Below are 23,376 nucleotides of genomic sequence, written 5' to 3' on the forward strand. Positions count from 1 at the left end.
CCGTTAATAATTAATGAAAGGGAGATTTATTATGTCAATGTCAGATGAAAGAATGCCTTACAAAATTTATCTCGAGGAGAACGAGCTTCCAAAGCAGTGGTACAATGTACGTGCTGATATGAAAAAAAAGCCCGCACCTCTTCTCAATCCCGGTACTGGCAAGCCCTGTACAGCAGAGGAGCTCAGCCACGTTTTCTGTGACGAGCTCGTAAAGCAGGAAATGGACGAGACAACACCTTATATCGACATTCCTGCCGAGATACAGGACTTCTACAAGATGTTCCGTCCGTCACCCCTCGTAAGAGCTTACTTCCTCGAGAAGAAGCTCGGCACACCTGCAAAGATCTACTACAAGTTCGAGGGTAACAATACCAGCGGAAGCCACAAGCTCAATTCCGCTATCGCTCAGGCTTACTATGCAAAGAAGCAGGGCCTCAAGGGCGTTACAACAGAAACAGGCGCAGGCCAGTGGGGTACAGCTCTTTCAATGGCTTGTGCTTACTTCGGCCTCGACTGCAACGTATACATGGTAAAGGTAAGCTACGAGCAGAAGCCCTTCCGCCGCGAGGTTATGCGTACATACGGCGCAAACGTAACCCCTTCTCCTTCCACAACAACTGAGGTCGGCAGAAAGATACTCGAGGAATTCCCCGGCACTAACGGAAGCCTCGGCTGCGCTATTTCAGAGGCAGTTGAAGCTGCTACTTCCAAGGAAGGCTACCGTTACGTTCTCGGAAGCGTTCTTGCTCAGGTTCTTCTCCACCAGTCCATCATCGGTCTCGAAGCAAAGGCTGCTATGGACAAGTACAACATCAAGCCTGATATCATCATCGGCTGTGCAGGCGGCGGTTCAAACCTCGGCGGACTTATCTCACCATTCATGGGCCAGAAGCTCCGCGGCGAAGCTGATTACCGCTTCATCGCTGTTGAGCCTGCATCATGCCCGAGCCTTACAAGAGGTACATACGCTTACGACTTCTGCGACACAGGTAAGGTTTGCCCTCTCCAGAAGATGTACACACTCGGCAGCGGCTTCATGCCTTCACCTAACCACGCAGGCGGTCTCCGTTACCACGGCATGAGCTCCATACTCTCTGAGCTCTACGATCAGGGTCTCATGGAAGCTACTTCTGTTGAGCAGACATCTGTATTCGAGGCTGCTGAGATGTTCGCAAGAGTTGAGGGTATACTCCCTGCTCCGGAGAGCAGCCATGCTATCCGCGCAGCTATCGACGAAGCCCTCAAGTGCAAGGAGACAGGCGAGGAGAAGACTATCCTCTTTGGTCTCACAGGTACAGGCTACTTTGATATGTACGCTTACGGCGCATACAACGACGGCAAGATGAGCGACTATATCCCAACAGACGAGGAAATTGCAAAGTCACTTGCAAATCTTCCCAAGATCGAGGGCTAAGACTTTAATATAACGAAAAAGCTCCGCAATCGCGGAGCTTTTTGCTGTTTGTGAATTGTTATTATTCAAGTCCGAGGAGAATATTCTGTATCGCGTGAGCGTCACCTACAGTGATACCGTCGCCGCCCAAGTCTGCGTTAAAGCTGCCCTGTGCGGATATGCTGTACTTGTTCGGATTTGCCAGCGCCTGCATGATAAGCACTGCGTCCGACATATCAAGCTGTTCGTCGCAGTTTGCGTCACCGTCAACGGAGTTATGCATATCTATGATTGTTTCATTTCTTGGAAATGCTGGAGGATTATTGAGATTTTTAGAAAAAGCATGATAATTTCTCAGACCTGTCGCTTTATAAATACTTCCTGCAAGAGATATCTCTTCGGAATATGACAGTTCTGTGTCAGGTACTAAATCTATGAAATCAAGTGCTTCATGCAGTTCTAAATGGCATTTAACATTGCTTTCATCAATAAATGCCTGCAATGCGTCTTTATTTTCAATTCCTTTGTATAATGTGAAATCATTCAAGCTGTTTGCCGGGCTGTCTTCAAGTTTACAGTAATAATCAGGAGAGGAAAGTGCATATCTGCCATAGTAATATTTAAAATTCAGTGTTTTATCCTTGAATTTTTCATAAACCTTTTTTGCCTGTTCAAGTGTTAAGTCTTCATATGGTTTTGCAGTTACCTGCCATAACTTCGTGGCGACATATAGATTGTCTTTATGAAAATCAGCATTCGGACAAATGCTCTCAATGGTCTGCTCAAATTCCTCATCAGAAACGTCGATTGGCAATTCAATAGTGAAAGAATTTTTCGGCAGAACAACGATTTTTATTTTTCCGATCTCATTAACATAATATTGAACGCCGTTTTTTAAACTTAACATATCCTCTGCAGCTTCGATAGATGACGGATCCTCTATCTGTGTGTATCCTTCAAGTTTTTCCGCTAATATTTCACTGTCATAAGCAGCAGGTATATTAGCAAATGCGTTCAGTCCCGATGTCATTCCTATCGTCATAACAGCCGATATTAAAGCGGCTGTTATCTTTTTAGCTTTTTTCATAATATCAACTCCTTAAAAACGGGCGTTATTATATTTCCTATCGATCAGACGTAAAAAACAGCTGCAGCGTCGCACCCTTTTATGAATTTTTGTAACGTACTCTTTGTCACCTTAATAATATCACATAATCCCTGTAAAATCAATTCTCACACGTATTATAATTGGTATATATATATGAAATGCATATATCCATAAAACCACCGATACTTCCATGTTTCCCTGCAGCGGGCTTTCGGAATCTGCACTAATTACACTAAAAAGCGGCAATGCACCCATAAAGTTTGTGAATATTATATCTTGAATTATCCGTCAAAAATGTGTATCATATTATGTGCAGACGTATTTAAAAGGCAAAAAGAAAGGATAAATATGAACAAAAGAAAGATCATCTGCCTTATGGCAGCCGCATTGCTGTGTTTTTCGGCAGCTTCCTGCGGCGATAAAGAAAAACCACCTGTCGGCAGCTCTGCGGCTGCTACCACCGCTCCCACAACTGCTGCCGAGACTAAGGAAACAACAGTTGTCACTTCTGCGGAAGCTACCACAGAAGCCGAAACTACGGCAGAAGCAGCTCCCGAGGAGACTACTGCCGAAGCTGTAACGGACTCCGCTGACGACCGTCTTCCCGACGCAGTAAGGCTGTTTGAAGCTCTTAATACTGCGGATATGATGCAGGCAGGCGCAGGAGTTGACGTCAACGAGGACGTTTCCAGGGAATTTACCCTTAAAATAAACGAAAGTCAGGTCACTTCCGTGTATTATCTTGTGAACGACAGCCGCTTCACAAACCTCGACCAGGTAAGGCAGTTCGTGAACGACTTCCTTTGCGGTGAGCTCCTCGAAAAGTACAAGAACATATACGACGGCGAGAACGCCTCTTTCAGAACGTACAACGGCAATCTTTACTTCACCCATGAGGGCAGGGGCAGCGGCTTTGAGTATACGGGAACTCCCGAGATAACCGAAGCTGCGGCAGATTCCTTCACAGCGAAGGTATCCGTGAACACTCTCGGCGTTTCCGAGATATTCACGCTTAAAGCCGTTAAGCAGGACGAAAAATGGAAGGCAAGTTCCCTGACGGTCAGCAAGAAATAGCCGTTAGCCAATGAATAATAAAAAAGCTCCTGTATTGTGAAATTATCACAGTACAAGAGCTTTTATTTTGTGCAGACATACAAAGTTGAAAATTATTTTTTTCTTATTAAACGGGTTTCCGTTTAATAACCCCTTTTTTTGCCCCCTTATAGAAAGACATTTTTTCACACATAAAAAACAGGCGGCAAAGCCGCCTGCTGATAACTATTAACTCACTTTTTGTTCTTCCTGTAGATAATGGCAAGACCCTTGATAAGCAGATTGCTGTCGAGGATTATCTTTGTTTTGCACAGAGGCACGACGAGCTCGGAAAGGCCGCCTGTAGCAACGACTGTACACTTCTCGCCGAGCTCCTCCTCCATGCGCTCGATGATACCGTCGAGTGCGCTTGCGTTGGAGTAGAGGATTCCGCTCTTGAGGCAGTCAACAGTGTTCGTGCCGATAACATGGGGCGGAACTTCAAAATTAATTTTGGGGAGCTGTGCCGTTCTTGCGGTAAGAGCGTCAGCGGATACCTTCATACCCGTGAGGATAACGCCGCCGCGGTAGTTTTTCTTGCTGTCAACGACGGAAAGTGTAGTAGCCGTGCCCATATCAATGATGATAAGTGGAACGGGGTACTGATTTATAGCGGCAACAGCGTCCACAGCCTGATCGCTTCCCAGCTGTCCGGGGTTGTCGATAAGGATATTGAGACCTGTTTTCACGCCGGGACCTGCAATCATAACGTCAACGTCAAAGAGCTTGCGGATAGCCTCTTTTACAGTGTTTGTTACCGATGGAACTACCGACGACATGATAGCGTCGTCTATGTCGTAAATGTTGAAGCTGTTCATTTCGAGGATAGTCTTGATAAGAACGGCATATTCCGCGGCAGTTGCGTTGTGATTGGTGCTTATGCGCTCAAAGAGGACAACCTGATCCTTGCTGTCAACGCAGCCGAAAACAATGTTTGTATTACCGATATCTACTGCTAAAAGCATAAAAATTCTCCTTTTTACATGGTTTATTTTGCTGTCGGGAGCTTGTGAACGCCGGCAGCTCCTTAAAAAACAGGAGCTCTTATTTATCCGTGCGGAACGGCGGAAGCGGCAGGTCGTTTATGCCGAAAAGTCCGACGTCTGCATAGTTCGTCCACTTGAAGCGGGCAGAAACAGGTATCTTAACCTTATCGCTGCGAAGCTCTATATACGGCAGTCTGACCGTCGCCTTTGCAGGGAAGAACTCACCATCGTCTCCGGCAAGCTCAAAGCCCTCGAGACATCTTGCGTCCTTGCCGCCAAGTCCTTTTTCGCAGTTTTTAAGGTGTATGAGCATGGTGCTGCCCAATACTTCATAGCTGTCGTACATAGGCGGCATAGTATCGCTGTCGCTGAGTATGCCGTATACCATATTCATAGCCTGCAAGTAGAGCCTGTGTCCCACCTGTGACTTGTCCACGGGGTGAATGTTGTTGAATTCACCGCAGTCGAGAGCCACAGCAAGACCCGTATTCTTTACAGTGCGGAAGACCCTTTCCTGTGCTTCTCTTACGTAAGCCCAGCTCTGATTATCGGGCTCCTCCTCGTACCTGAACATAGGCAGCTGCACGATAAGGAAAGGAAGCTCGTCGTCGTGCCAGTCGCTGCGCCAGTTCTCGATAAGGGTTTTAAGCAGCACATCGTAGGTCTTTGCGCGGAAGTCGTCGGATTCTCCCTGATACCACAGCACGCCTGCAAGAGTATAGGGCGATACGCGGCTGAGCATGGTCTCATAAAGGCCGCCCGGGCGCAGGGGATTCTTTATATTCATAGGACCGGGGTACAGACTTTCGCCGAATTTTGCAATAATGGTGCTCCACTTTGTATTCGGGTGAGCTTTGAGGTATTCGTTGATCTCTCTGTCCCATTTTCCCTGTTTTTCGGAGTATGCGTCGTACTCGGCTATCATTTCCTCGTCGGTCTTGCCCTCTATGGCTTTATCGTAGTCGTCAAGATAAGGGCGAAGACGGCTGTCATATTCGAGATATCTGCGGCTTGTCCACGCAGAAGCGGAAGTACCGCCCCAGTTGCAGCCGATTATGCCGACTGTAACGCCGAGTCTGCGGCTGAGCTCCTTTGCGAAATAGTATCCCACAGCCGACCATGAGCGCGAATTATCGGGAGAGGGCAGCTGCCAGCCCGACTCCTTTTCAGCAGCGGTCAGCTCCTCGTTTGCCATCGGGCATTTGGGAGTATAGTAGAATCTCACATTCTCGCCTGTACAGCCTGCAAGGGCAGCAGCGCCCCTGCGCTCGTCCTTCAGCTCGAACTCCATGTTTGACTGTCCGCCTGCGAGCCATACCTCGCCGATAGCGACGTTATTGAAAACCTTTTTTACAGCTCCGCAACAGACTTCGAGGGTGCATGAGCCCAGCTCACGTCTCGGAGGGAGCACAGCTTCCCATTTACCGTCCTTTATGACTGCACGCGCCGAGCTCTGGAGCTCGGGAATGCTTACTGTGATTACCTTTTCCTTGTTGGTGCAGGTGCCGAAAACGCGGATGTTCTTGTTCCGCTGAAGCACCATGTTGTCACTGAAAACAGCTGCTATCTTCATAATTTTTCCCCTTTTTACTTAAAACTTAGTGCGCCTGTGTTCTCCATAGCCTTCAGCAGCGTGAAACGCGCTTCATCGCGGCATTCGGGCTTTGCCATGTAGTACATATATGTCTCGAGGACGTTTATGGGACTTGCGGTCCTGCCCTCTATCTTGAACTGCTCAAAGCCCATAGGCACGTATTTTTCCCATATATCGTCGGGAGAGATATGTGTCCGGAGGTTTCTTATCTCAAAGAGACCTCTCTGGGAGTAAGGGCAGTCGCGGAAGTGGTCAGGGTCGTATTTTGCCGCGTCAAACGGGAGATTCGGGTACTTCTTGATATGTTCGTTATATGCTATCTGCTGAACGCCTATGGAATGATAGTGAGCCGAGCGCCTCGGGCAGTTCGGTTCACAGCAGGCGTTTGACAGAAATTCTATCTTAGGTCTGTCCTCCATAGGTACCTGTTCGAGCAGGTCGAACCTGTTATTGAGGTCATAGTCCATAACGACTATGTGGTAGTCCTTTTTCAGCTCCCCGAGAAGACCCTCAATAGTATTCAGGCGTTTGCAGGTGGAGCTTGTGAGCTTGTAATCGGGGAAATTATGACGGATATAGTCCTCAAGCAGAGGCGACATGACGATAGCTTCATTGAGCCCGTTGTTCGCCATAGCCATGACCATATTGCAGAACTGGTCGCTGAGATGTTTCTTTTCAAGTGCCGGGTTGGTGAATGTAAAGCGGAGAGGTATGCCCTTGTCGTTGAAGGCTTTGATAACGGCTCTGACAAAGGTCTTGTCGCATACTCCGCCCTGAGTCCTGCCGCCGTTCCATATGGAGGGCGGAAAAACTCCGTAGAATGACGCTATCTCAACTCCCTCGCGGAAGAACCCGGGATTATGCTCGAGGAGCTCCGCAAAGAGCAGATTCAGCTTGAAATTACCCGAAAAGTCGGGCAGATGAAAACGTACTCGCATAAATTTCTCCTTAAATCAAAATTTTGCACAGAAGCGCAAAGCCGAGAGTTGAAAGTTCTCCTGCTGCCTTCGGCGACAGGATTTAAATAATATGAGCAAGCCCCTTAACTCTCAACTCTGCACTCTAAACTTTCAACTGATCAATGCAGTCTCCGCGCTCCGAGACAACCTCGTAGCCTGCGGATCCTATCCTTCTCTGCAGGCAGCTGCGGCACTCTGCCGCCTCCTCGCCCGTGCATATCTTATTGTCGTACAGGTCGTACTTCTTACGCACCATAACAGGCGAAAGATTGGGCATTACAACATTGCAGCCCGTTTGCAGGCCGAGCTCCCTGCCGTTGGGAGCGATAGTTCCGAGAGCAGTCGTTGCAGGCAGCAGGACTTTCGGGAACATCAGCCTGAGTATTCCGAGAAGTCTCAGCGTAAGTTCAAGAGTTCCGCCCTTTTCAGCGGCAAATGGGGTCTTGTGGTGGGGAACAAAGGGGCCTATGCCTATCATCTGCGGCCGGAGCTCCTGCAAAAAGCGCAGGTCCGCGATCAGATGCTCCACAGTCTGACAGGGAGCTCCCACCATGAAGCCCGCACCGACCTGATAGCCCAGCTCTTTCAGCTGAAACAGGCAGTTTTTTCGGTTTTCAAGGCTCATTTCCTCAGGGTGGAGCTTTGAATACAGCTCCTGAGAAGCGGCTTCGTGACGGAGCAGATATCTGTCTGCACCTGCCTCTTTCAGCCTTTTGTAGCTCTCATAGGAGCGCTCTCCGAGGGAAAGCGTCACTGCACAGTCGGGGTACTTTGTCTTTATCTCGGATATAAGAGGGCATAGGAAATCATCGGTGAAAAATGCGTCCTCGCCGCCCTGCATTACGAATGTGCGGAAGCCCAGCTCATAGCCGTTTTCGCAGCATTTCAGTATATCTTCACGGGAAAGGCGGTAGCGGTCAGCTTCAGCATTTCCGCGTCGTATGCCGCAGTAAAGGCAGTTGTTCTTACAGTAGCTGGAGACCTCGATAAGTCCGCGGAGAAACACCTTTTTCCCGTAGCTTTTCTGTCTTACTTCATCAGCCCGTCTGCGGAGGAGCTCCGCAGCGTCTGTATCATCAGTGTTTATCAGCTCCCTCAGCTCATTGTCTGTGAGGTCGCCTGTCCGGTACAGCTTTTCGACTAATCCTGTCATATCAGCCGCCCAGCCTTATCATTTCGTCAATGCACTTTCTTGCCTGTGCGATGAGCTCGTCGTCCATGAGTATCTCGCAGGCTTCGCGGTCCTCTCCGCTTATGGCAAGGAGAGTATTGTACACGTCGGGGAGAGTTGTGAGCTTCATATTATGGCACACAAGGTCGCGGCTCACAGGGTAGAAGCTCTTTTCGGGGCAGTCGTACTGTAAATGCTCCACGATGGAGTTTTCCGTACCGATGATGAACTCCTTCTTGTCTGACTTCTTTGCATAGTCCATTATACCCGTGGTGGAGCCCACATAATCCGCAAGTTCCACTACTTTCGGAGTACATTCGGGGTGAACGAGGAAGAGAGCGTCGGGGTGTTCCTTTTTAGCCGCAAGGACTTCATTCACGGTTATCCTTGCATGAGTGGGACATCCGCCCTGCAAAAGCTTTATGTCCTTGTCGGGGCACTGCTTCTTGATGTAGTCTCCCAGATTGCAGTCGGGGATAAAGAGTATCTTGTCGCTGTCGAGCGCTTTTACTATCTTTAGTGCGCTTGAAGAAGTAACACACACGTCACAGACGGTCTTGAGAGCCGCAGTCGTATTGATATAGGCAACTACGGTGCGGTCGGGCTCCTGAGCGCGGATAGCGCTTATCATGTCCCTGTCCATCTGCTCTGCCATAGGGCAGCCTGCGTGCTTGCTGGAAAGGTAAACGCGCTTCTGAGGGGAGAGCATTTTAGCTGTTTCCGCCATGAAGTGTACTCCGCAGAAGATGATGTTCTCCTGAGAGATGCCTTTAGCGTCAACACTGAGCTTGTAGCTGTCGCCGACGAAATCGGCTATCTCGCATATTTCACGCGCCTGGTAGCAGTGCGCGAGGATAGCGGTATTGGTCTGTTTTTTGAGCTTTATGATATTATCCTGTAATTCACGGACAGTCATGGATATACTTCCTTTCTGGATTTCAAATTACAATAAGCCTATTTTAACATTATACCACATATCAGATATTATTTCAAGCAAAAAAGAAACTTCTCCGTCATAATCAACGGAGAAGTGAATAGATTTGCAGGGAACGACGTCCCGTGCTGTCAGTAAAGCCACTTTTTCATGATAAACCGATATGCTTTGAAAAGCTCGATTTTGTTGAGAGGAAGTTTCTTTCTTCTGTATGTCAGTATTCCGAAAGGTATCCCGCCAGCCGCTGCTGTATCATTGAGCAAAACTTTTTTGCCGCTGTCAAGACTTATTATCATTCTGAAACGGGGTTCGATATCATTTCTTTTGTGCACTTTTTGATATCGTTCAGCCTGAATATCGCTTATCTGTCCGATATCAAGTGTTATCCTTTTGAAAATATGCTTTATCTCTACAGTATCGTCATCAACTGTTATAACCGTCCTGACATTCTGCTCGATAATTAAAACGGCAAGCAACAGGATTTGAAGTATCAGGCTGAATTGAAGCCGGAGATACATTTCATTGACAATAAAAAAACAGGATAAACCGCATAAAAGAAGAAGCGAGACTATTAAAATTATCGATATACTTCGTTGTTCGTGCCTGATCTTAAAAGACATACATTTCCTTTCTCGGTGTTCAAAACTGCTTTTTCCATCCATATATAATGTAGGGACGCGCATTGCACGTCCGCTTAAAAATTGTTATACTAAGCGGACGACCGCTGACCGCCCCTACAATGAATAGTTAATGTTCAACAGAGATATCAATAAGAATAATCACACACCTCGGCAAGTACCTCGACCTCTGCGAGCACGCCCTTGGGAAGGGACTTTACCGCAACACAGCTCCTTGCAGGGAGAGAAGTGAAATATTTGCCGTATATCTCGTTGAAAGCTGCAAAATCGTTCATATCCGCGAGGAAACAGGTAGTTTTCACAGCCATGTGGAAGCCTGAGTTTGCCTCCTCGAGGACAGCTGCGAGGTTCTTCATTATCTGCTCGGTCTGTTCCGTGATAGTTTTCCCCTTGACTGTGTTGGTCTCGGGGTCGATAGCGATCTGACCGCTTGTGTAGACCATTCCGTGTGAAACGATAGCCTGCGAGTAAGGTCCTACAGCTGCAGGAGCTTTGTTTGTACTGATTGTGAGCATAAAAAGATACCTCCGTTTATTAAATGATATTTTTCAGAACTCAGTCCTTGCTGAACGATATGTAAGCGGAGCTTGAAGTGTCGTCCTTTGCTGTGAGGCACACCTTGTATGTCTCATACGGACAGTCCACATCGTTTACAGTCATGTGCTGAGTTTCCTTTACGAAATAAACAACGCCCTCAGAGTCCTTGTCCGTGATATTGTAGTAAGGATATTGGTCGAAGTCGAAGCTGATACCTTCGATACTGAATATTTCCGCGTCGTCCTTTGTTCCCTCGGGAACGAGCCTGTAATCGCCGCCGTGGAAGTGCAGAGTGCCGTCATCTGAGATAGTCATAGGATCCTTCTCAAGGTCGTTCTGTATGGTTTCGCAGTTGGGATACTTGTCTCCGCCCCAGGAACCGTAGCCGTTGCAGGTATAGCTGCCCGTGTAGTCCTTTATATCGGGAAGAGCGCCTTTGTCAGCCTTTTTGTCCGACTTCTTATCCTTTGCAGTATCTGCGGACTTGTCTGAGACCGTCTTGTCGTCGCCCTTTGAGACTGAAAAGCTGAAGGACGAATCGCCGCTGCTGATTGTACAGCCTGTGAGAGCTGCTGCAAAAATGAATGCTGATGATGTTAACCCCAATAATCTCTTATTCATGATATTACTCCTTTATAAATGATTTATAGCTTGTTACGAGCCGTTTGCGGTTCGTATTGCAATAATGATAATACAAATGCGAAGCAAAGTCAAGGAGTAATTTTTAAATTTTTCGTTAAGTTCATATGAACTTGTAATGCGTTTATATAACCTTTAATATTTTTTCTGTCATTTCCGAACAGGTAAGAGGAGCTGTTTCCTTGTCCGTGCCCATGATATCAGCTGTGCGGCAGCCCTCTGCGAGCACCTTGTCCACAGCCGCTTCTATAGCGTCGGCTTCCTTGTTGAGACCGAATGAATAGCGGAGCATCATAGCTCCGGAAAGCACGGTGGCAATAGGATTTGCGAGGTTCCTGCCTGCTATGTCTGGAGCCGAGCCGTGTATTGGTTCGTACAGTCCGCGTTTGGAAGCTCCCAGAGAAGCAGAGGCGAGCATACCTATGGAGCCCGTTATCTGTGAGGCTTCATCTGAAAGTATATCACCAAACATATTGGACGTAACTATGACGTCGAACTGTTTCGGGTCACGGACGAGCTGCATAGCCGCATTGTCAACGAGCATATCCGTGTAGTGTACTTCGGGGTACTTCTCCGCAAGCTCATGCATTGTCTTTCTCCAGAGCCGCGAGGATTCCAGTACATTTGCCTTGTCAATGCTGCATACGCGCTTTCTGCGCTTCATAGCGGCTTCAAAGGCAGCCTTGCCTATGCGCTCTATCTCGGTTATGCTGTAAGCCTCGGTGTCGAAGGCTTCCGTGCCGTATTTTCCCTCGCGGAGACCACGCTCGCCGAAGTATATACCGCCTGTGAGCTCCCTGACTATGAGGAGGTCAAAGCCGTCGCCCACTATCTCGTCTTTGAGAGGAGAAGCGTTTCTCAGCGCAGGATAGAGCTTTGCAGGTCGGAGATTGGTGTAAAGTCCCAGTGCGGAGCGTATGCCGAGGAGAGCCTTTTCGGGACGGACATCGCCGCCGAGACTGTCCCATTTGGGACCGCCCACAGCTCCGAGGAGAACGCTGTCTGACGCAAGGCAGCCGTCCACAGTTTCCTGCGGCAGGGGAACTCCCGTTTCGTCGATAGCACAGCCGCCTATGAGGTAAGGCGTGAAGGTGAAGCTGTGTCCGAATTTCTTCGCCACCTTTTCCAGTACCGCTACGGCGCTGTCCACTATTTCGGGACCAATGCCGTCGCCCTTTAACAATGCGATCTTCAGTTCCATAATATACTCCTTTCTGTTTTCAGCCTTTATAGCCATTGGCTTTATCATGAATTGCAGATGCGGCGAGGACGCCGTCCCATACACTTATTTCTCAGTTCTTGGTTCTTAGCCTTAACGGCTCAAATAACGCCGTTGGCAATAGCCTCCATAAGTCCGCCGTTTTCGATTATTTTCTGCACAAACACGGGGAAAGGAGCCGTTTTATATTCCCTGCCCGTGGTGATATTGCGGATAATGCCGTTATCGAGGTCGGCTTCTACGGTATCGCCCTCGGATATCTCATCCGCAGCCGCAGGACACTCCACGATAGCGAGACCTATATTTATAGCGTTCCTGTAGAAGATACGGGCGAAGCTCTTGGCGATGACCAGTGAAACTCCGCTTGCCTTTATGGCTATGGGAGCGTGTTCACGGGAGGAGCCGCAGCCGAAATTCAGCCCTGCGGTGATGATATCTCCCTGTTTTACGCGGCTCACGAAGGTACTGTCCAGGTCCTCCATGCAGTGGCTGGCAAGTTCCTTATGGTCGCTGGTATTGAGGTAACGGGCAGGGATTATAACGTCCGTGTCCACGTTGTCGCCGTATTTTATAACATTTCCCGTGTATTTCATAGCTCAGCCACCTCCCACGGACTTGTAAGTCTGCCTGTTACTGCGCTTGCGGCGGCAGTTGCAGGGCTTGCGAGATAAACTTCTGATTCCGGGTGTCCCATACGTCCGACGAAGTTGCGGTTGGTAGTTGCAACGGCTCTTTCTCCTGCGGCTAAAATGCCCATATATCCGCCTAAACACGGACCGCAGGTAGGCGTTGACACAACTGCTCCGAACTCGATAAATGTTCTGAGAAGTCCCATTTCCATTGCGTCAAGATATACTTTCTGAGTGGCGGGGATAACGATAACTCGCACGTTTTTGGCAGCTTTTCTGCCTTTCATTATCTCAGCGGCAGCGATTAGGTCCTCCAGTCTGCCGTTGGTGCAGGAGCCTATTACCACCTGGTCTATCCTGACTTCGCCTATTCCTGCAAAGGTACGGGCGTTTTCGGGCAGATGTGGGAAAGCCACCGTGGGCTCTATCACGGAGAGGTCTATGTTAATGACTTCATCGTATTCTGCGTCATCATTGGCTTTGTACACAGTCGGCTCAGCACAGCCGTGCCCGCGCATATAGCCGAGAGCTGTCTCGTCCACCTCGAATATGCCGTTCTTTGCGCCTGCCTCTATAGCCATATTTGCCATGCAGAAGCGGTCTGCCATTGAAAGTGAAGCAAGTCCGCTGCCTGTGAACTCCATAGAGCGGTAGAGGGCTCCGTCAACGCCGATCTTACCGATAATATGCAGTATAACGTCCTTGCCCGAGACATATCTGCGGAGTTTGCCTGTGAGGTCGAACTTCACAGCCGACGGCACCTTGAACCACGCCTTGCCTGTTGCCATGCCGCAGGCCATGTCCGTAGAGCCCACGCCTGTGGAAAAAGCTCCGAGTGCGCCGTAGGTGCAGGTGTGTGAGTCCGCGCCGATAACGGCATTTCCTGCAGTAACAAGACCTTTTTCGGGGATCAGGGCGTGTTCTATGCCCATTTCTCCCACGTCGTAAAAATGGGTGACGTTCTGTTCCGTGCAGAAATCGCGGCACATTTTGCACTGCTCCGCCGCTTTTATGTCCTTATTGGGGACAAAATGATCCATGACCATTGTGACCCTGTCTCTGTCGAACACGCTGTCCCTGCCGAGCCTGCGGAACTCCTTGATAGCCACGGGAGAAGTTATATCGTTGCCGAGAACGAGGTCGAGGTCTGCGAGGATAAGCTCCCCTGCGCTGACCGACTCCCTGCCCGAGTGAGCCGCAAGTATCTTCTGCGTCATTGTCATTGCCATTTTTATCATTCCTTTCGATAAGATATGCTTATCGGGTTTATTTCACTGTTTTAAGGCAGTTCTCGCCGCGCTCTATAGCAACTATTCCCGTGCGGCACATCTCCATTATGCCGAAGGGCTTGAGGAGCTCGATAAATGCGTCTATCTTCGAGGTCTCGCCCGTGAGCTCGCAGGTCAGCGATGTTGGGGAATAGTCCACTATCTTTGAGCGGAATATCTCCACCGCCGTCATTATATCCTGCCTTATTTCAGCCTTGTTTCTTACCTTTATGAGGAGAAGTTCACGTATTACCGTGTCCTTGTTGTCCAGCACCTCTACTTCCCTGACATCATGGAGCTTCTGAAGCTGCTGGAGTATGCGCTCCTTTATGTCCTCGTCGCCGTGAAAGGCAATGGTTATGCGCGAAAAGCCGCTTGATTCGGTCTCGCCCACGGTAAGGCTGTCGATATTGAAGCCGCGCCGTGTGAACATACCCGAAACTCTCGAAAGTACGCCCGAAACATTGGCAACTATAACGCCTATAACATACTGCTGTTCCATAATGTCACCTCACTTTATCTCTGTTATCATATCGTCTATCGAGCCGCCGTTGGGGAGCATGGGGAGAACCAGCTCGTCGCTGTCTACCTCGCAGTCGATAACGAAAGGAGTATTGCAGGAAAGGGCTTCGTCCGCAAGCTTTTCAAGCTCTTCCGCGGAAGCCGCATGACCGCCTTTTGCGCCGAAAGCCTCCGCAAGCTTTGCGAAGTCCGTACTTCGGTCGAGGGTGGTGTTTGAATAGCGCTTGTCATAGAAAAGCGTCTGCATCTGGCGAACCATTCCGAGAACGCCGTTGTTCATTATAACTACAGTTATGGGGAGCTTCTGCGAAACTGCCGTTGCAAGCTCGCAAAGGTCCATTCCGAAGCTGCCGTCACCTGTGAAGAGTATGCAGCGCCTGCCCGTAGCACAGGCTGCGCCTACGGCTGCTCCGAGACCGAAGCCCATTGTACCGAGACCGCCGCTGGACAGGAAGGTGCGCGGCTTTTTCAGCGGATAGCGCTGAGCAGTCCACATCTGGTGCTGACCGACGTCCGTAACGATAACTGCGTCCTCGCCTGCACGGGAGCTTATGGCGTCGATTATCTCATAGGGGCTGAGCTTCCTGCCGCCTCTCCTTGCCTTTGCAGCGCTGAGAGCTGCCGCGGTATGAGTCTTTTCCTCGGTACGGAGCTGTCCTATGCGTTCCCACCACTGTGGGTGCTTCTTCTCCTCAGCCATTGCAATGAGCCTTTCGAGGGAGTCGTGAAGGTCGCCCTTTATGGCAACGTCCGCAGGGACGTTCTTGTGGAGCTCCGCACCGTCGATATCTATGTGGATAATGCTCGTATGCTTCGGATAACGCGAATCATCGCCTGCCGCCCTGTTGCTGAAGCGTACTCCGAGAGCTATGACCAGGTCAGCCTCGTTCTGAGCCACAGTCGAGGCAAAATGCCCGTGCATACCCTGCATACCGAGAAAACGCGGATGATCGCAGGAAACTGCGGAAAGTCCCATGAGAGAGCAGCCCAGAGGAGCGTCTATCTTCTCGGCAAGAGCCGTTACCTGCTGTGAAGCCTTGCCGCTGATAACTCCGCCGCCGAAGTAGATATATGGCTTCTCACAGCTGTTTATGAGAGCTGCCGCCTTTTGCAGCTTATCCTCTGAGGCAAAGGTGAGCGGATAGGGTATGACAGGCTGTGCGTTGGATTCATACTCGCAGAGAGCCTGCTGAACGTCCTGCGGTATATCCACAAGGACAGGACCCTGTCTGCCTGATTTGGCTATTTTAAAGGCTGTGCGGAGAGTGTCCGCAAGCTCTTTTATGTCCTTTACTATGAAATTATGCTTGGTGATAGGCATGGTTATGCCTACGATATCGACTTCCTGAAAGCTGTCCCGTCCTATGAGGCTGCAGGCAACATTTCCCGTAATGGCAACCATTGGAACAGAGTCCAGATATGCCGTAGCTATGCCTGTTACAAGGTTTGTCGCACCCGGACCCGATGTAGCGATGACTACGCCCACCTTTCCTGTTGAACGGGCGTAGCCGTCCGCAGCATGGGCAGCTCCCTGTTCATGTGCGGCGATGATGTGCTTTATGCGACTCTCTGCGGAATACAGCTCGTCGAAGAGGTCTATGACCTGTCCGCCCGGGTAGCCGAAAATTGTATCGCAGCCCTGTTCGATGAGGGTCTCAACGACTATTTTTGCACCTGATATTTTCATAGTATCATGTCCTTTACTTTTGTGTTTGCGGTCCTCAGCCTGCGCTGAGCATATTGTTTACAGCGCTGATGAGCGCCTTGACCGAGGAGGTGATGATATCGTTGTCTATGCCTGTGCCCCAGAAGCTCTTACCGTTTCCTGTGACTATCTCCACGTAGGAAACAGCCTTTGAAGCAGAGCCGACTTCCAGAGCGTGCTCGGAGTAGCTGTTCAGGCTGTAGTCGGCGTTGGTATAGGACCTTACGGCGTTGCTTACGGCGTCAAGACGGCCGTTTCCCGTATCGGTAACTGTTACCTTCCTGCCGTTGTAATCGAAGCTTATGGTAGCTTCGATACCATCACGCTGCACGAAATGGGTCTCGCCTATGTGTATCGGGGAGGTTATATCCACGTAATTCTTCTTGAATATCTCGTAGACCTCGTCGGGGAGGAGCTCCTTGTGCTTGCGGTCGGATACGCCCTTGACGAGATATCCCACGCTCTCGCGCATTTTCTTGGGAAGGTCGTAGCCGAAGCGTGTTTCGAGTATATAGCCGATACCGCCCTTGCCCGACTGGCTGTTGATACGGATAACGTCTGCGGAGTATTCCCTGCCTACGTCCTCGGGGTCGATAGGGAGATATGGGACCGTCCAGTACTGAGTATGCCCCTCCTCACGCCATTTCAGACCCTTGGCGATAGCGTCCTGATGTGAGCCGCTGAAGGCTGCGAAAACCAGCTTTCCCGAATAGGGCTGGCGCTCGTATATATTCATTCGCGTAACTCTGGTGTAGAGCTCCGAAACTGACGGGATATCGCTGAGATCGAGCTGGGGGTCAACGCCCTGCGAGTACATATTCATTGCGAGGACGACTATATCCACGTTCCCCGTGCGCTCGCCGTTTCCGAAGAGAGTTCCCTCGACGCGCTCCGCTCCTGCAAGAAGTCCCATTTCCGTGTCAGCCACCGCGCAGCCGCGGTCGTTGTGGGGGTGGAGGGAAACTATGACGTTTTCGCGGTATTTCAGGTTCTCGCACATATACTCCACCTGATTTGCGTAGACGTGAGGCATTGAGAGCTGCACCGTTACGGGCAGGTTGATTATGACCTTGTCCTCGGGAGTGGGCTGCCATACGTCGAGGACTGCGTTACAGACCTCCAGTGCAAATTCGGGCTCTGTTCCCGTGAAGCTCTCGGGGGAGTACTCAAACCTGTAGTTCCCCTCGTATTTTTCGCGGTACTCCTTGCAGAGCCTTGCTCCGCTGACAGCGATTTCTGTTATCTCCTCCTTGCTTTTGCGGAAGACCTGTTCACGCTGGGCGGCGGAAGTGGAATTATAGAGGTGTACTATGGCGTTTTTGCAGCCTCTCAGGGCTTCAAAGGTCTTTTCTATGATATGCTCTCTCGACTGCGTGAGTACCTGTATGGTAACGTCGTCGGGTATGAGCTTCTGCTCGATAAGGGTGCGGCAGAAGTCGTATTCTGTCTCGGAAGCCGCAGGGAAGCCTATTTCTATCTCCTTGAAGCCGATATCCACCAGCTGCTGGAAGAATTCAAGCTTTTCGCCGAGGCTCATGGGGATTATAAGCGCCTGATTTCCGTCCCGGAGATCGACGCTGCACCACTGCGGAGCCTTGTCGATATAGGACTTTTCCGTCCATTTCATTGAAGTTTTCGGCGCTTCAAAGAACTGCCTTGTGTACTTGCTGACGTTATTCATTGTATGACCTCCATTCCGATCCGTTATGTCATTGCGGAGGGTATAAAAAATCTCCTCCATGCAACGGCATGGAAGAGACGAAGCTGCAATAATACTCCGTGGTACCACTCTTCTTGATGTAAGAATACACCCACTCGTCTGCGTCGGATCAACGCATATCTCTGTAACGGGAGAGCCCGTTCAAGCCTATTTGCCGAAGCTTTCAGCCGACTGCTCAGGGAGGAGCTATGACTTGTATCTGTCTGCCGTCTTACACCGACCGACGGCTCTCTGTGAAAACTGATCCAAGCTTTGTTTCCCTTCATCGCATTTGTTGATTATAATAAATGTATTATACACTGTAAATGCATATTTGTCAAGCCCCGGAATGATTTTGCTCTTCAAAATCAGCCCTTAGCCGTCAGTTGTTTGCAGTGAACGGCAGAGACGCCGTTCACTGCGGATCTGTTACAGTGGGGCTTTTGCGCCGCAGTCGGGGCAGAAATTGGTACCGCAATCCTTGCCGCAGCTGCATTTCCAAGGCTTTACGGGAGCTTTAGCTCCGCATTCGGGACAGAATTTAGTGTCGTTCTCCATTCCGCATACGCAGCGCCATTTAGCGCCGTGCCACCCCGGGACGGCATTGTTTTCGGCAGCCATGCGGAAAAGAGCTTCGCCGTTTGCCATATACTGTAATCCCATGACAGGGAAACCAAATATAAACATACATTTCACCTCAATACCATAAAGTGCCGTAAGAGATGTACAGGCAGCTTTTACTGCTGCGACTTTATATAATCAGCTATCCTGTATATTGCATAGAATACCCATATTACCCATGAAATTGCCCACAATCCCGTAAATACGCTGAAAAGCAGGTATATCAGGGCGACTGCGGCAGCTATAAGCCATTGTTTCATTTTTACTTCTTAGCTGCGAGTGACAGGATCTTTCCTGCAAAGTCGTTGAAGTTCTGTGTCTGGAGTATGATCTTGCCGGGACCTGTCAGCTTTGTGAGGAAGAGTCCCTCTCCGCCGAAGAATATATTTCCGAGGCCCTTTACAGTCTCGATCTCGTACTGGACTGTAGGCTCAAAAGCAACAACGTTGCCTGTATCTACCTTGATAACTTCACCGGGAGCAAGAACGCGCTCCACCATATCTCCGTCTACTTCGAGGAAAGCCATACCGTTTCCGAAGAGCTGCTGGAGAATGAAGCCCTCACCGCCGAAGAGACCTGAGAGTATCTTCTTTGTGAAAACTGCCTTGAGGTCTACTGTCTGCTCAGCGCAGAGAAAAGCGCCCTTCTGACAGATAAGACCGCCGCTGGATATATTGACAGGAACGATAGAACCGGGAACTGTAGCGCCGAAAGCTATCTTTGCGCCCGGAACGTCCGCTTTATAGTTTGCCATGAATATCGATTCGCCTGTGAAAAGACGTCCGAGGCTTCTGCCTACGCCGCCTCTTGCGTTGGTTGACATAGTTATTCCCTGTGACTGCCAGATCATTCCGCCTGACTGCGTGAACATCGACTCTCCTGCATTGAGCTCACATTCAACGGCAGGAACTGTCTGACCGATAATAGTATATCTCATATCAATATACCTCCCTGAAATAAATTAATTTATATTATGCGGAAATACCGCACACTGACATTAGTCTGCTATCCTGCAAAGGTTTGCCTCTCCCGAGCTGAGATACTTTATCTCGCCGTAGGGGAGTCTTATTATAAGATTTGCATTCTCGTCTATACCGAGAGCTTCACCTACAAGCTGCTCATTGCCCACCATAGCGGTTATCTTGTGACCTGTAAGCATTTCGCGCTCTCTGTATGCCTTCAGGAAGCTCCTGTCGGAAATTTTTCCGAGATAGGGCTCAAGGCGGTTGAGTACCTCGGCGCAGAGCCTGTTCCTGTTGATAACAACGCCTGTCTCGTCCTCTATGGAGGTAGCTCTCTTTCTGAGCTCGCGGTCGAAGTCTTTGCCTATACTGCGTACATTTATGCCTATGCCGATAGTAGCGCAGTCAAGCTCGCGCATTTCAAGTCCGAGAGAAGCCTCAGTGAGTATACCGCATATCTTTTTGCCGTTCATATAGAGGTCGTTGACCCATTTTATACTGACCTTGCTTCCGCACAGCTCTTCAACGGCTTCTGCGGCAGCACAGGCGGCGGCTGCGGTTATCATGGGGGCGAATTCGAGGTCGAAATGAGGGCGCACGAGGACGCTCATATAGAGTCCCGTACCCTGCGGCGAAACGAAATGCCTGCCTATACGTCCCTTGCCTGCGGTCTGCGAATCGGCAACGACGGTAGTGCCGTTGGGCGCTTTTTCGGTCTCGAGCTCGCGCACAGCATTATTTGTGGAATCGACTTCCTCAAGCACCTTTATGGTCCTTCCCATTTCCTTTGTTGTAAGGAAGGGAGAGATAAGATCTTCCGAAAGTCTGTTATTGTCTTCGTTGAGCTTATAACCCTTTGAGGTTATTGAGCTTATGGAAAAGCCCTCTGCTTCAAGAGCCTTGACGGCTTTCCATACAGCATTGCGGCTCACACCGAGCTTATCTGCGAGTGCAGCACCCGATATGTAGTCGCCGCCTGCATTGGCAAGATTAGCGAGTAATTCGGATTTTACATTCATGGCTAAGTGTTCCTTTCGGTAATATTGATAACATTGTACCACAAAAAGATAAAAATTTCAAGATAAAAAGTATAAAAAATCGCATTTGCAGGTGAATTTTTTTGCTGATACGCAAAAAAGGACGGTTTTCCCGTCCTTTCAGTTGTATAATATTTTTCGCGGCGGCTTTTGAAAATGCAAGGCAGCTTATTCCTCGTCGATTATCGGAGGCGCAGGAGCGTTCTTCTCCGCTTTTTTCGCTCTCCGCTGCTCTTTCAGCTCATATGAGCCGAGCTGCACAGCCGCTATTGCTCCCGACATGAGCACAGGCACGATACAGGGCAGTATCCTGCGTATATACATACCGCTCACGGGCTCAAGGGTGTATTTGTCCGTCCAGCCGCTTGCGTCGGCGTGACCTGTCAGTTTTTTCAGCATGACCATGCACAGGACAAGCCCTGCAAATGAGAGGATAATTGAAAGGATATCCGGTAAATTCTTCCTGAAAAGGCACAGAACAGCTCCCGAAACCATAAGGGCGGCGGAAATAATGAGGAAAAAGCCGGTATCGGCGAGGCTTTCCCCGTAGCTTCCGCGGTTGTATACAAGTCCTGCGCCGCTGAGAGCGGTCATAGCTCCCGAAAAAAACGCGCTCAGCAAAAGGGTGCATATTTTTGCGGCAGTCATGAGCTTCGATGACTTTTTTTGAAGATATTTCTTTTTTTTCTGGCTCATATTAACTCCATAAGTAGTTTTCGGCTGTGTGCATTTCACATTTATAATATCACATAGCCGAAGCATAATAAATATGTTCCTTCGGGAACATGAAAGGAAAAACAAAATGTTGTTGAAAAGAAAAATAATAAAATCAGCCGCAGCCTTATTATCTGTCGGATTTATCGTATTATTCGGAACGGCAGGCTATTATTCTTCGCAGCTGCCCTCGGCAGTTACGGTGGAAACGGGAAGAGCCCTTGAACTTGCGGAATTTCCCGAGCTCTGCTGCACAAGCTCCTGCGACAGGGCAGTACCTGTTTCGGGGACTTACAGCGGCACTGAACAGGTAACGCTTTCGCTTTTCGGCATTATTCCCGTCAAAAATGTGGAAGTCCGCCACGCAGAAGCTCCTGTTTTTGCAGTCGGAGGCCGTCCTTTCGGCATAAAGCTCCTCATGGAGGGCGTTATGGTGACAGGTCTCGGCGATGTTGAGGACAAAAACGGCAAATACAGCTGTCCTGCGGAAAAAGCAGGTATCCGCACAGGCGATGTCATACGTCTTGCGAACGGCGAGGCTCTCACCTCAAATGACAGGCTCCAGCAGCTCATATCCGCCTCCGAGGGCAGGACTGTGGAACTTTCCGTAGAGCGTGAGGGCAGGGTGTTTTCCGTCGGACTGCAGCCTGTTCTCTCCCGCAGAAGCTCGGAATGGAAGGGCGGAATGTGGGTGCGCGACAGTATCGCAGGTATCGGTACGATGTCGTTTTTTGACCCGAAAACAGGACATTTTGTCGGTCTCGGACATCCTATCTGCGACTCGGATACGGGAGGGATAGTCCCTGTCCACAGCGGTGAAGCCGTACCTGTGGAAATTACCGATATCCGCCGCGGCGCTCAGGGAGTACCCGGGGAGCTTCGGGGCAGCTTTTCCGACGGGGAGAGCTTCGGAGTCCTTGACAGGAACAAGACAAGCGGTATCTACGGCGTATTATCGACGGAAGCCCTCAGCGGGCTCTCTGCGGACTGCAAAGAGTTTCCAATGGCGTACAGTCAGGAAATAAAGACGGGTCCTGCGGAGATCTACTCCACGATATCGGGAACTTATCCCGAAAAATATACAGCCGAGATAGAAAAAGTCGATTACAGCAGCGGCAGCACCAGAAATATGGTGATACGCATAACCGACAAACGGCTCCTTGAAGCCGCAGGGGGCATAGTTCAGGGAATGAGCGGCAGTCCCATAGTTCAGGACGGAAAGCTGGCAGGAGCCATAACCCATGTGCTTGTGTCAGACCCGTCGCGCGGCTACGGCATATTTGCCGAAAACATGGCTGAAAGCCTTGAATAGGCAAAATAAAAGCGGGCGTTACTTATCGTAACGCCCCAAGTTATTATCTTCTTTAATTATCTGTTTTCTTCGCTGAAACCGCTGTCAACGAGCTCGATGAGTGCGTCAACTGCAGCCTTCTCGTCAGCTCCGTCAGCAATTACCTTAACGTTGGTACCGCCAACGATTCCGAGTGAAAGGATACCGAGTAAGCTCTTTGCATTTACTCTGCGCTCTTCCTTCTCGATCCAGATTGATGACTTGAACTCGTTAGCTTTCTGAATAAAGAAAGTAGCGGGTCTTGCGTGAAGTCCAACCTGATTCTTTACCATTACTTCTCTAACAAACATAAACAACTCTCCTATTCTCTGTGGTTACAGCCCCTCTCATTTTTATAAGGACTGTGTTGTCGTTTGCAATTGTTTTCTTGCTGATTTTATTATACATTCTATTTTTTCCTTCGTCAACGGATTTTTGCGATTATAATCCATCTTTTCTCTAAATTCTACATTTAGATTAAATGTGAACGAATTTTTATCAGCTTGCTTGTATATTATAACTACAAAAAAATGTTGATTTTCATTGTTGAAAATGCATATTATTCAACGTGAGATTATGTTAATATCTTCTAAAGGGAAAATGTTTTTTTGGATATACG

The 23,376-nt window shown here is 49.4% G+C and carries 24 protein-coding genes and 1 other annotated feature; of the genes, 3 read left to right on the forward strand and 21 right to left on the reverse strand.

What is annotated here, in order from left to right:
* Window positions 1-37: 37 nt before the first annotated feature.
* Window positions 38-1,414, forward strand: coding sequence for a TrpB-like pyridoxal phosphate-dependent enzyme (locus tag IKW96_RS01660; RefSeq protein WP_296569877.1), 1,377 nt, complete (start codon window positions 38-40; stop codon window positions 1,412-1,414).
* A gap of 61 nt (window positions 1,415-1,475) precedes the next feature.
* Here IKW96_RS01660 and IKW96_RS01665 read toward each other — a convergent pair whose 3' ends face one another.
* A complete protein-coding gene (locus IKW96_RS01665) occupies window positions 1,476-2,480 on the reverse strand; it encodes a dockerin type I repeat-containing protein (protein WP_296569603.1) in 1,005 nt (334 codons plus the stop codon).
* A gap of 369 nt (window positions 2,481-2,849) precedes the next feature.
* On the opposite strand from IKW96_RS01665, the gene IKW96_RS01670 reads away from it, so the two are divergent.
* Window positions 2,850-3,575, forward strand: a complete 726-nt coding sequence (locus IKW96_RS01670) for a hypothetical protein (RefSeq protein WP_296569605.1) — start codon at window positions 2,850-2,852, stop codon at window positions 3,573-3,575.
* 212 nt (window positions 3,576-3,787) lie between these two features.
* Here the strand turns inward: IKW96_RS01670 and IKW96_RS01675 are convergent, their stop codons facing one another.
* The 19 genes from IKW96_RS01675 to IKW96_RS01765 all read right to left on the reverse strand — a co-directional run bounded on the left by IKW96_RS01675 (window position 3,788) and on the right by IKW96_RS01765 (window position 21,409).
* Window positions 3,788-4,558: a type III pantothenate kinase gene (locus IKW96_RS01675; RefSeq protein WP_296569607.1), complete on the reverse strand. Its 771-nt coding sequence runs from the start codon at window positions 4,556-4,558 to the stop codon at window positions 3,788-3,790.
* 79 nt (window positions 4,559-4,637) lie between these two features.
* Complete coding sequence (locus IKW96_RS01680) at window positions 4,638-6,152, reverse strand: sialate O-acetylesterase (protein ID WP_296569609.1); 1,515 nt, start codon at window positions 6,150-6,152, stop codon at window positions 4,638-4,640.
* A 14-nt stretch (window positions 6,153-6,166) separates the two neighbouring features.
* On the reverse strand, window positions 6,167-7,111 hold the full coding sequence (locus tag IKW96_RS01685; protein WP_296569611.1) for a hypothetical protein: 945 nt from the start codon (window positions 7,109-7,111) through the stop codon (window positions 6,167-6,169).
* Window positions 7,112-7,235: 124 nt separating this feature from the next.
* A complete protein-coding gene (gene hydE, locus IKW96_RS01690) occupies window positions 7,236-8,285 on the reverse strand; it encodes a [FeFe] hydrogenase H-cluster radical SAM maturase HydE (protein WP_296569613.1) in 1,050 nt (349 codons plus the stop codon).
* A 1-nt stretch (window position 8,286) separates the two neighbouring features.
* On the reverse strand, window positions 8,287-9,219 hold the full coding sequence (nadA, locus tag IKW96_RS01695) for a quinolinate synthase NadA (RefSeq protein WP_296569615.1): 933 nt from the start codon (window positions 9,217-9,219) through the stop codon (window positions 8,287-8,289).
* 149 nt (window positions 9,220-9,368) lie between these two features.
* Window positions 9,369-9,857, reverse strand: a complete 489-nt coding sequence (locus tag IKW96_RS01700; protein ID WP_296569617.1) for a hypothetical protein — start codon at window positions 9,855-9,857, stop codon at window positions 9,369-9,371.
* 146 nt (window positions 9,858-10,003) lie between these two features.
* Complete coding sequence (locus tag IKW96_RS01705) at window positions 10,004-10,390, reverse strand: RidA family protein (protein ID WP_296569620.1); 387 nt, start codon at window positions 10,388-10,390, stop codon at window positions 10,004-10,006.
* Window positions 10,391-10,430: 40 nt separating this feature from the next.
* Window positions 10,431-11,033 carry a hypothetical protein gene (locus tag IKW96_RS01710; RefSeq protein WP_296569621.1) on the reverse strand — a complete coding sequence of 201 codons (603 nt, stop codon included), beginning with the start codon at window positions 11,031-11,033 and terminating at the stop codon, window positions 10,431-10,433.
* 142 nt (window positions 11,034-11,175) lie between these two features.
* On the reverse strand, window positions 11,176-12,252 hold the full coding sequence (leuB, locus tag IKW96_RS01715; RefSeq protein WP_296569622.1) for a 3-isopropylmalate dehydrogenase: 1,077 nt from the start codon (window positions 12,250-12,252) through the stop codon (window positions 11,176-11,178).
* Between the two features lie 119 nt (window positions 12,253-12,371).
* A complete protein-coding gene (gene leuD / locus IKW96_RS01720) occupies window positions 12,372-12,863 on the reverse strand; it encodes a 3-isopropylmalate dehydratase small subunit (RefSeq protein ID WP_296569623.1) in 492 nt (163 codons plus the stop codon).
* Window positions 12,860-14,128 (reverse strand): 3-isopropylmalate dehydratase large subunit, encoded by a 1,269-nt coding sequence (gene leuC / locus IKW96_RS01725; RefSeq protein ID WP_296569625.1) that lies wholly within the window; start codon window positions 14,126-14,128, stop codon window positions 12,860-12,862. The genes leuD and leuC overlap by 4 nt, the downstream gene beginning before the upstream one ends.
* Before the next feature lie 37 nt (window positions 14,129-14,165).
* Window positions 14,166-14,669 carry an acetolactate synthase small subunit gene (ilvN, locus tag IKW96_RS01730; protein WP_295085548.1) on the reverse strand — a complete coding sequence of 168 codons (504 nt, stop codon included), beginning with the start codon at window positions 14,667-14,669 and terminating at the stop codon, window positions 14,166-14,168.
* Between the two features lie 9 nt (window positions 14,670-14,678).
* Complete coding sequence (gene ilvB / locus IKW96_RS01735) at window positions 14,679-16,376, reverse strand: biosynthetic-type acetolactate synthase large subunit (RefSeq protein ID WP_296569627.1); 1,698 nt, start codon at window positions 16,374-16,376, stop codon at window positions 14,679-14,681.
* 34 nt (window positions 16,377-16,410) lie between these two features.
* Window positions 16,411-18,075, reverse strand: a complete 1,665-nt coding sequence (locus IKW96_RS01740; protein WP_296569628.1) for a 2-isopropylmalate synthase — start codon at window positions 18,073-18,075, stop codon at window positions 16,411-16,413.
* Between the two features lie 70 nt (window positions 18,076-18,145).
* Window positions 18,146-18,389: a binding site (T-box leader), on the reverse strand.
* Window positions 18,390-18,522: 133 nt separating this feature from the next.
* Window positions 18,523-18,780, reverse strand: a complete 258-nt coding sequence (locus IKW96_RS01745) for a hypothetical protein (RefSeq protein ID WP_296569629.1) — start codon at window positions 18,778-18,780, stop codon at window positions 18,523-18,525.
* A gap of 50 nt (window positions 18,781-18,830) precedes the next feature.
* Window positions 18,831-18,974, reverse strand: coding sequence for a hypothetical protein (locus IKW96_RS01750; RefSeq protein WP_296569630.1), 144 nt, complete (start codon window positions 18,972-18,974; stop codon window positions 18,831-18,833).
* A 2-nt stretch (window positions 18,975-18,976) separates the two neighbouring features.
* Window positions 18,977-19,651, reverse strand: coding sequence for a TIGR00266 family protein (locus IKW96_RS01755; RefSeq protein ID WP_296569631.1), 675 nt, complete (start codon window positions 19,649-19,651; stop codon window positions 18,977-18,979).
* A gap of 60 nt (window positions 19,652-19,711) precedes the next feature.
* Window positions 19,712-20,695 (reverse strand): biotin--[acetyl-CoA-carboxylase] ligase, encoded by a 984-nt coding sequence (locus IKW96_RS01760; protein WP_296569632.1) that lies wholly within the window; start codon window positions 20,693-20,695, stop codon window positions 19,712-19,714.
* Between the two features lie 186 nt (window positions 20,696-20,881).
* Window positions 20,882-21,409: a hypothetical protein gene (locus IKW96_RS01765; protein WP_296569633.1), complete on the reverse strand. Its 528-nt coding sequence runs from the start codon at window positions 21,407-21,409 to the stop codon at window positions 20,882-20,884.
* A 106-nt stretch (window positions 21,410-21,515) separates the two neighbouring features.
* Between IKW96_RS01765 and spoIVB the strand changes: the two genes are divergently transcribed.
* The gene (gene spoIVB / locus IKW96_RS01770) at window positions 21,516-22,739 is read left to right on the forward strand and encodes a SpoIVB peptidase (RefSeq protein ID WP_296569634.1); all 1,224 of its coding nucleotides are present in this window, start codon (window positions 21,516-21,518) and stop codon (window positions 22,737-22,739) included.
* A 56-nt stretch (window positions 22,740-22,795) separates the two neighbouring features.
* On the opposite strand, the gene IKW96_RS01775 is transcribed toward spoIVB, so the two are convergent.
* Window positions 22,796-23,068, reverse strand: coding sequence for an HPr family phosphocarrier protein (locus IKW96_RS01775; protein WP_019679940.1), 273 nt, complete (start codon window positions 23,066-23,068; stop codon window positions 22,796-22,798).
* Window positions 23,069-23,376: the final 308 nt, after the last annotated feature.

Origin of the sequence: Ruminococcus sp. (genome assembly GCF_017549005.1) — a bacterium.
GTDB lineage: Bacteria > Bacillota > Clostridia > Oscillospirales > Ruminococcaceae > Ruminococcus.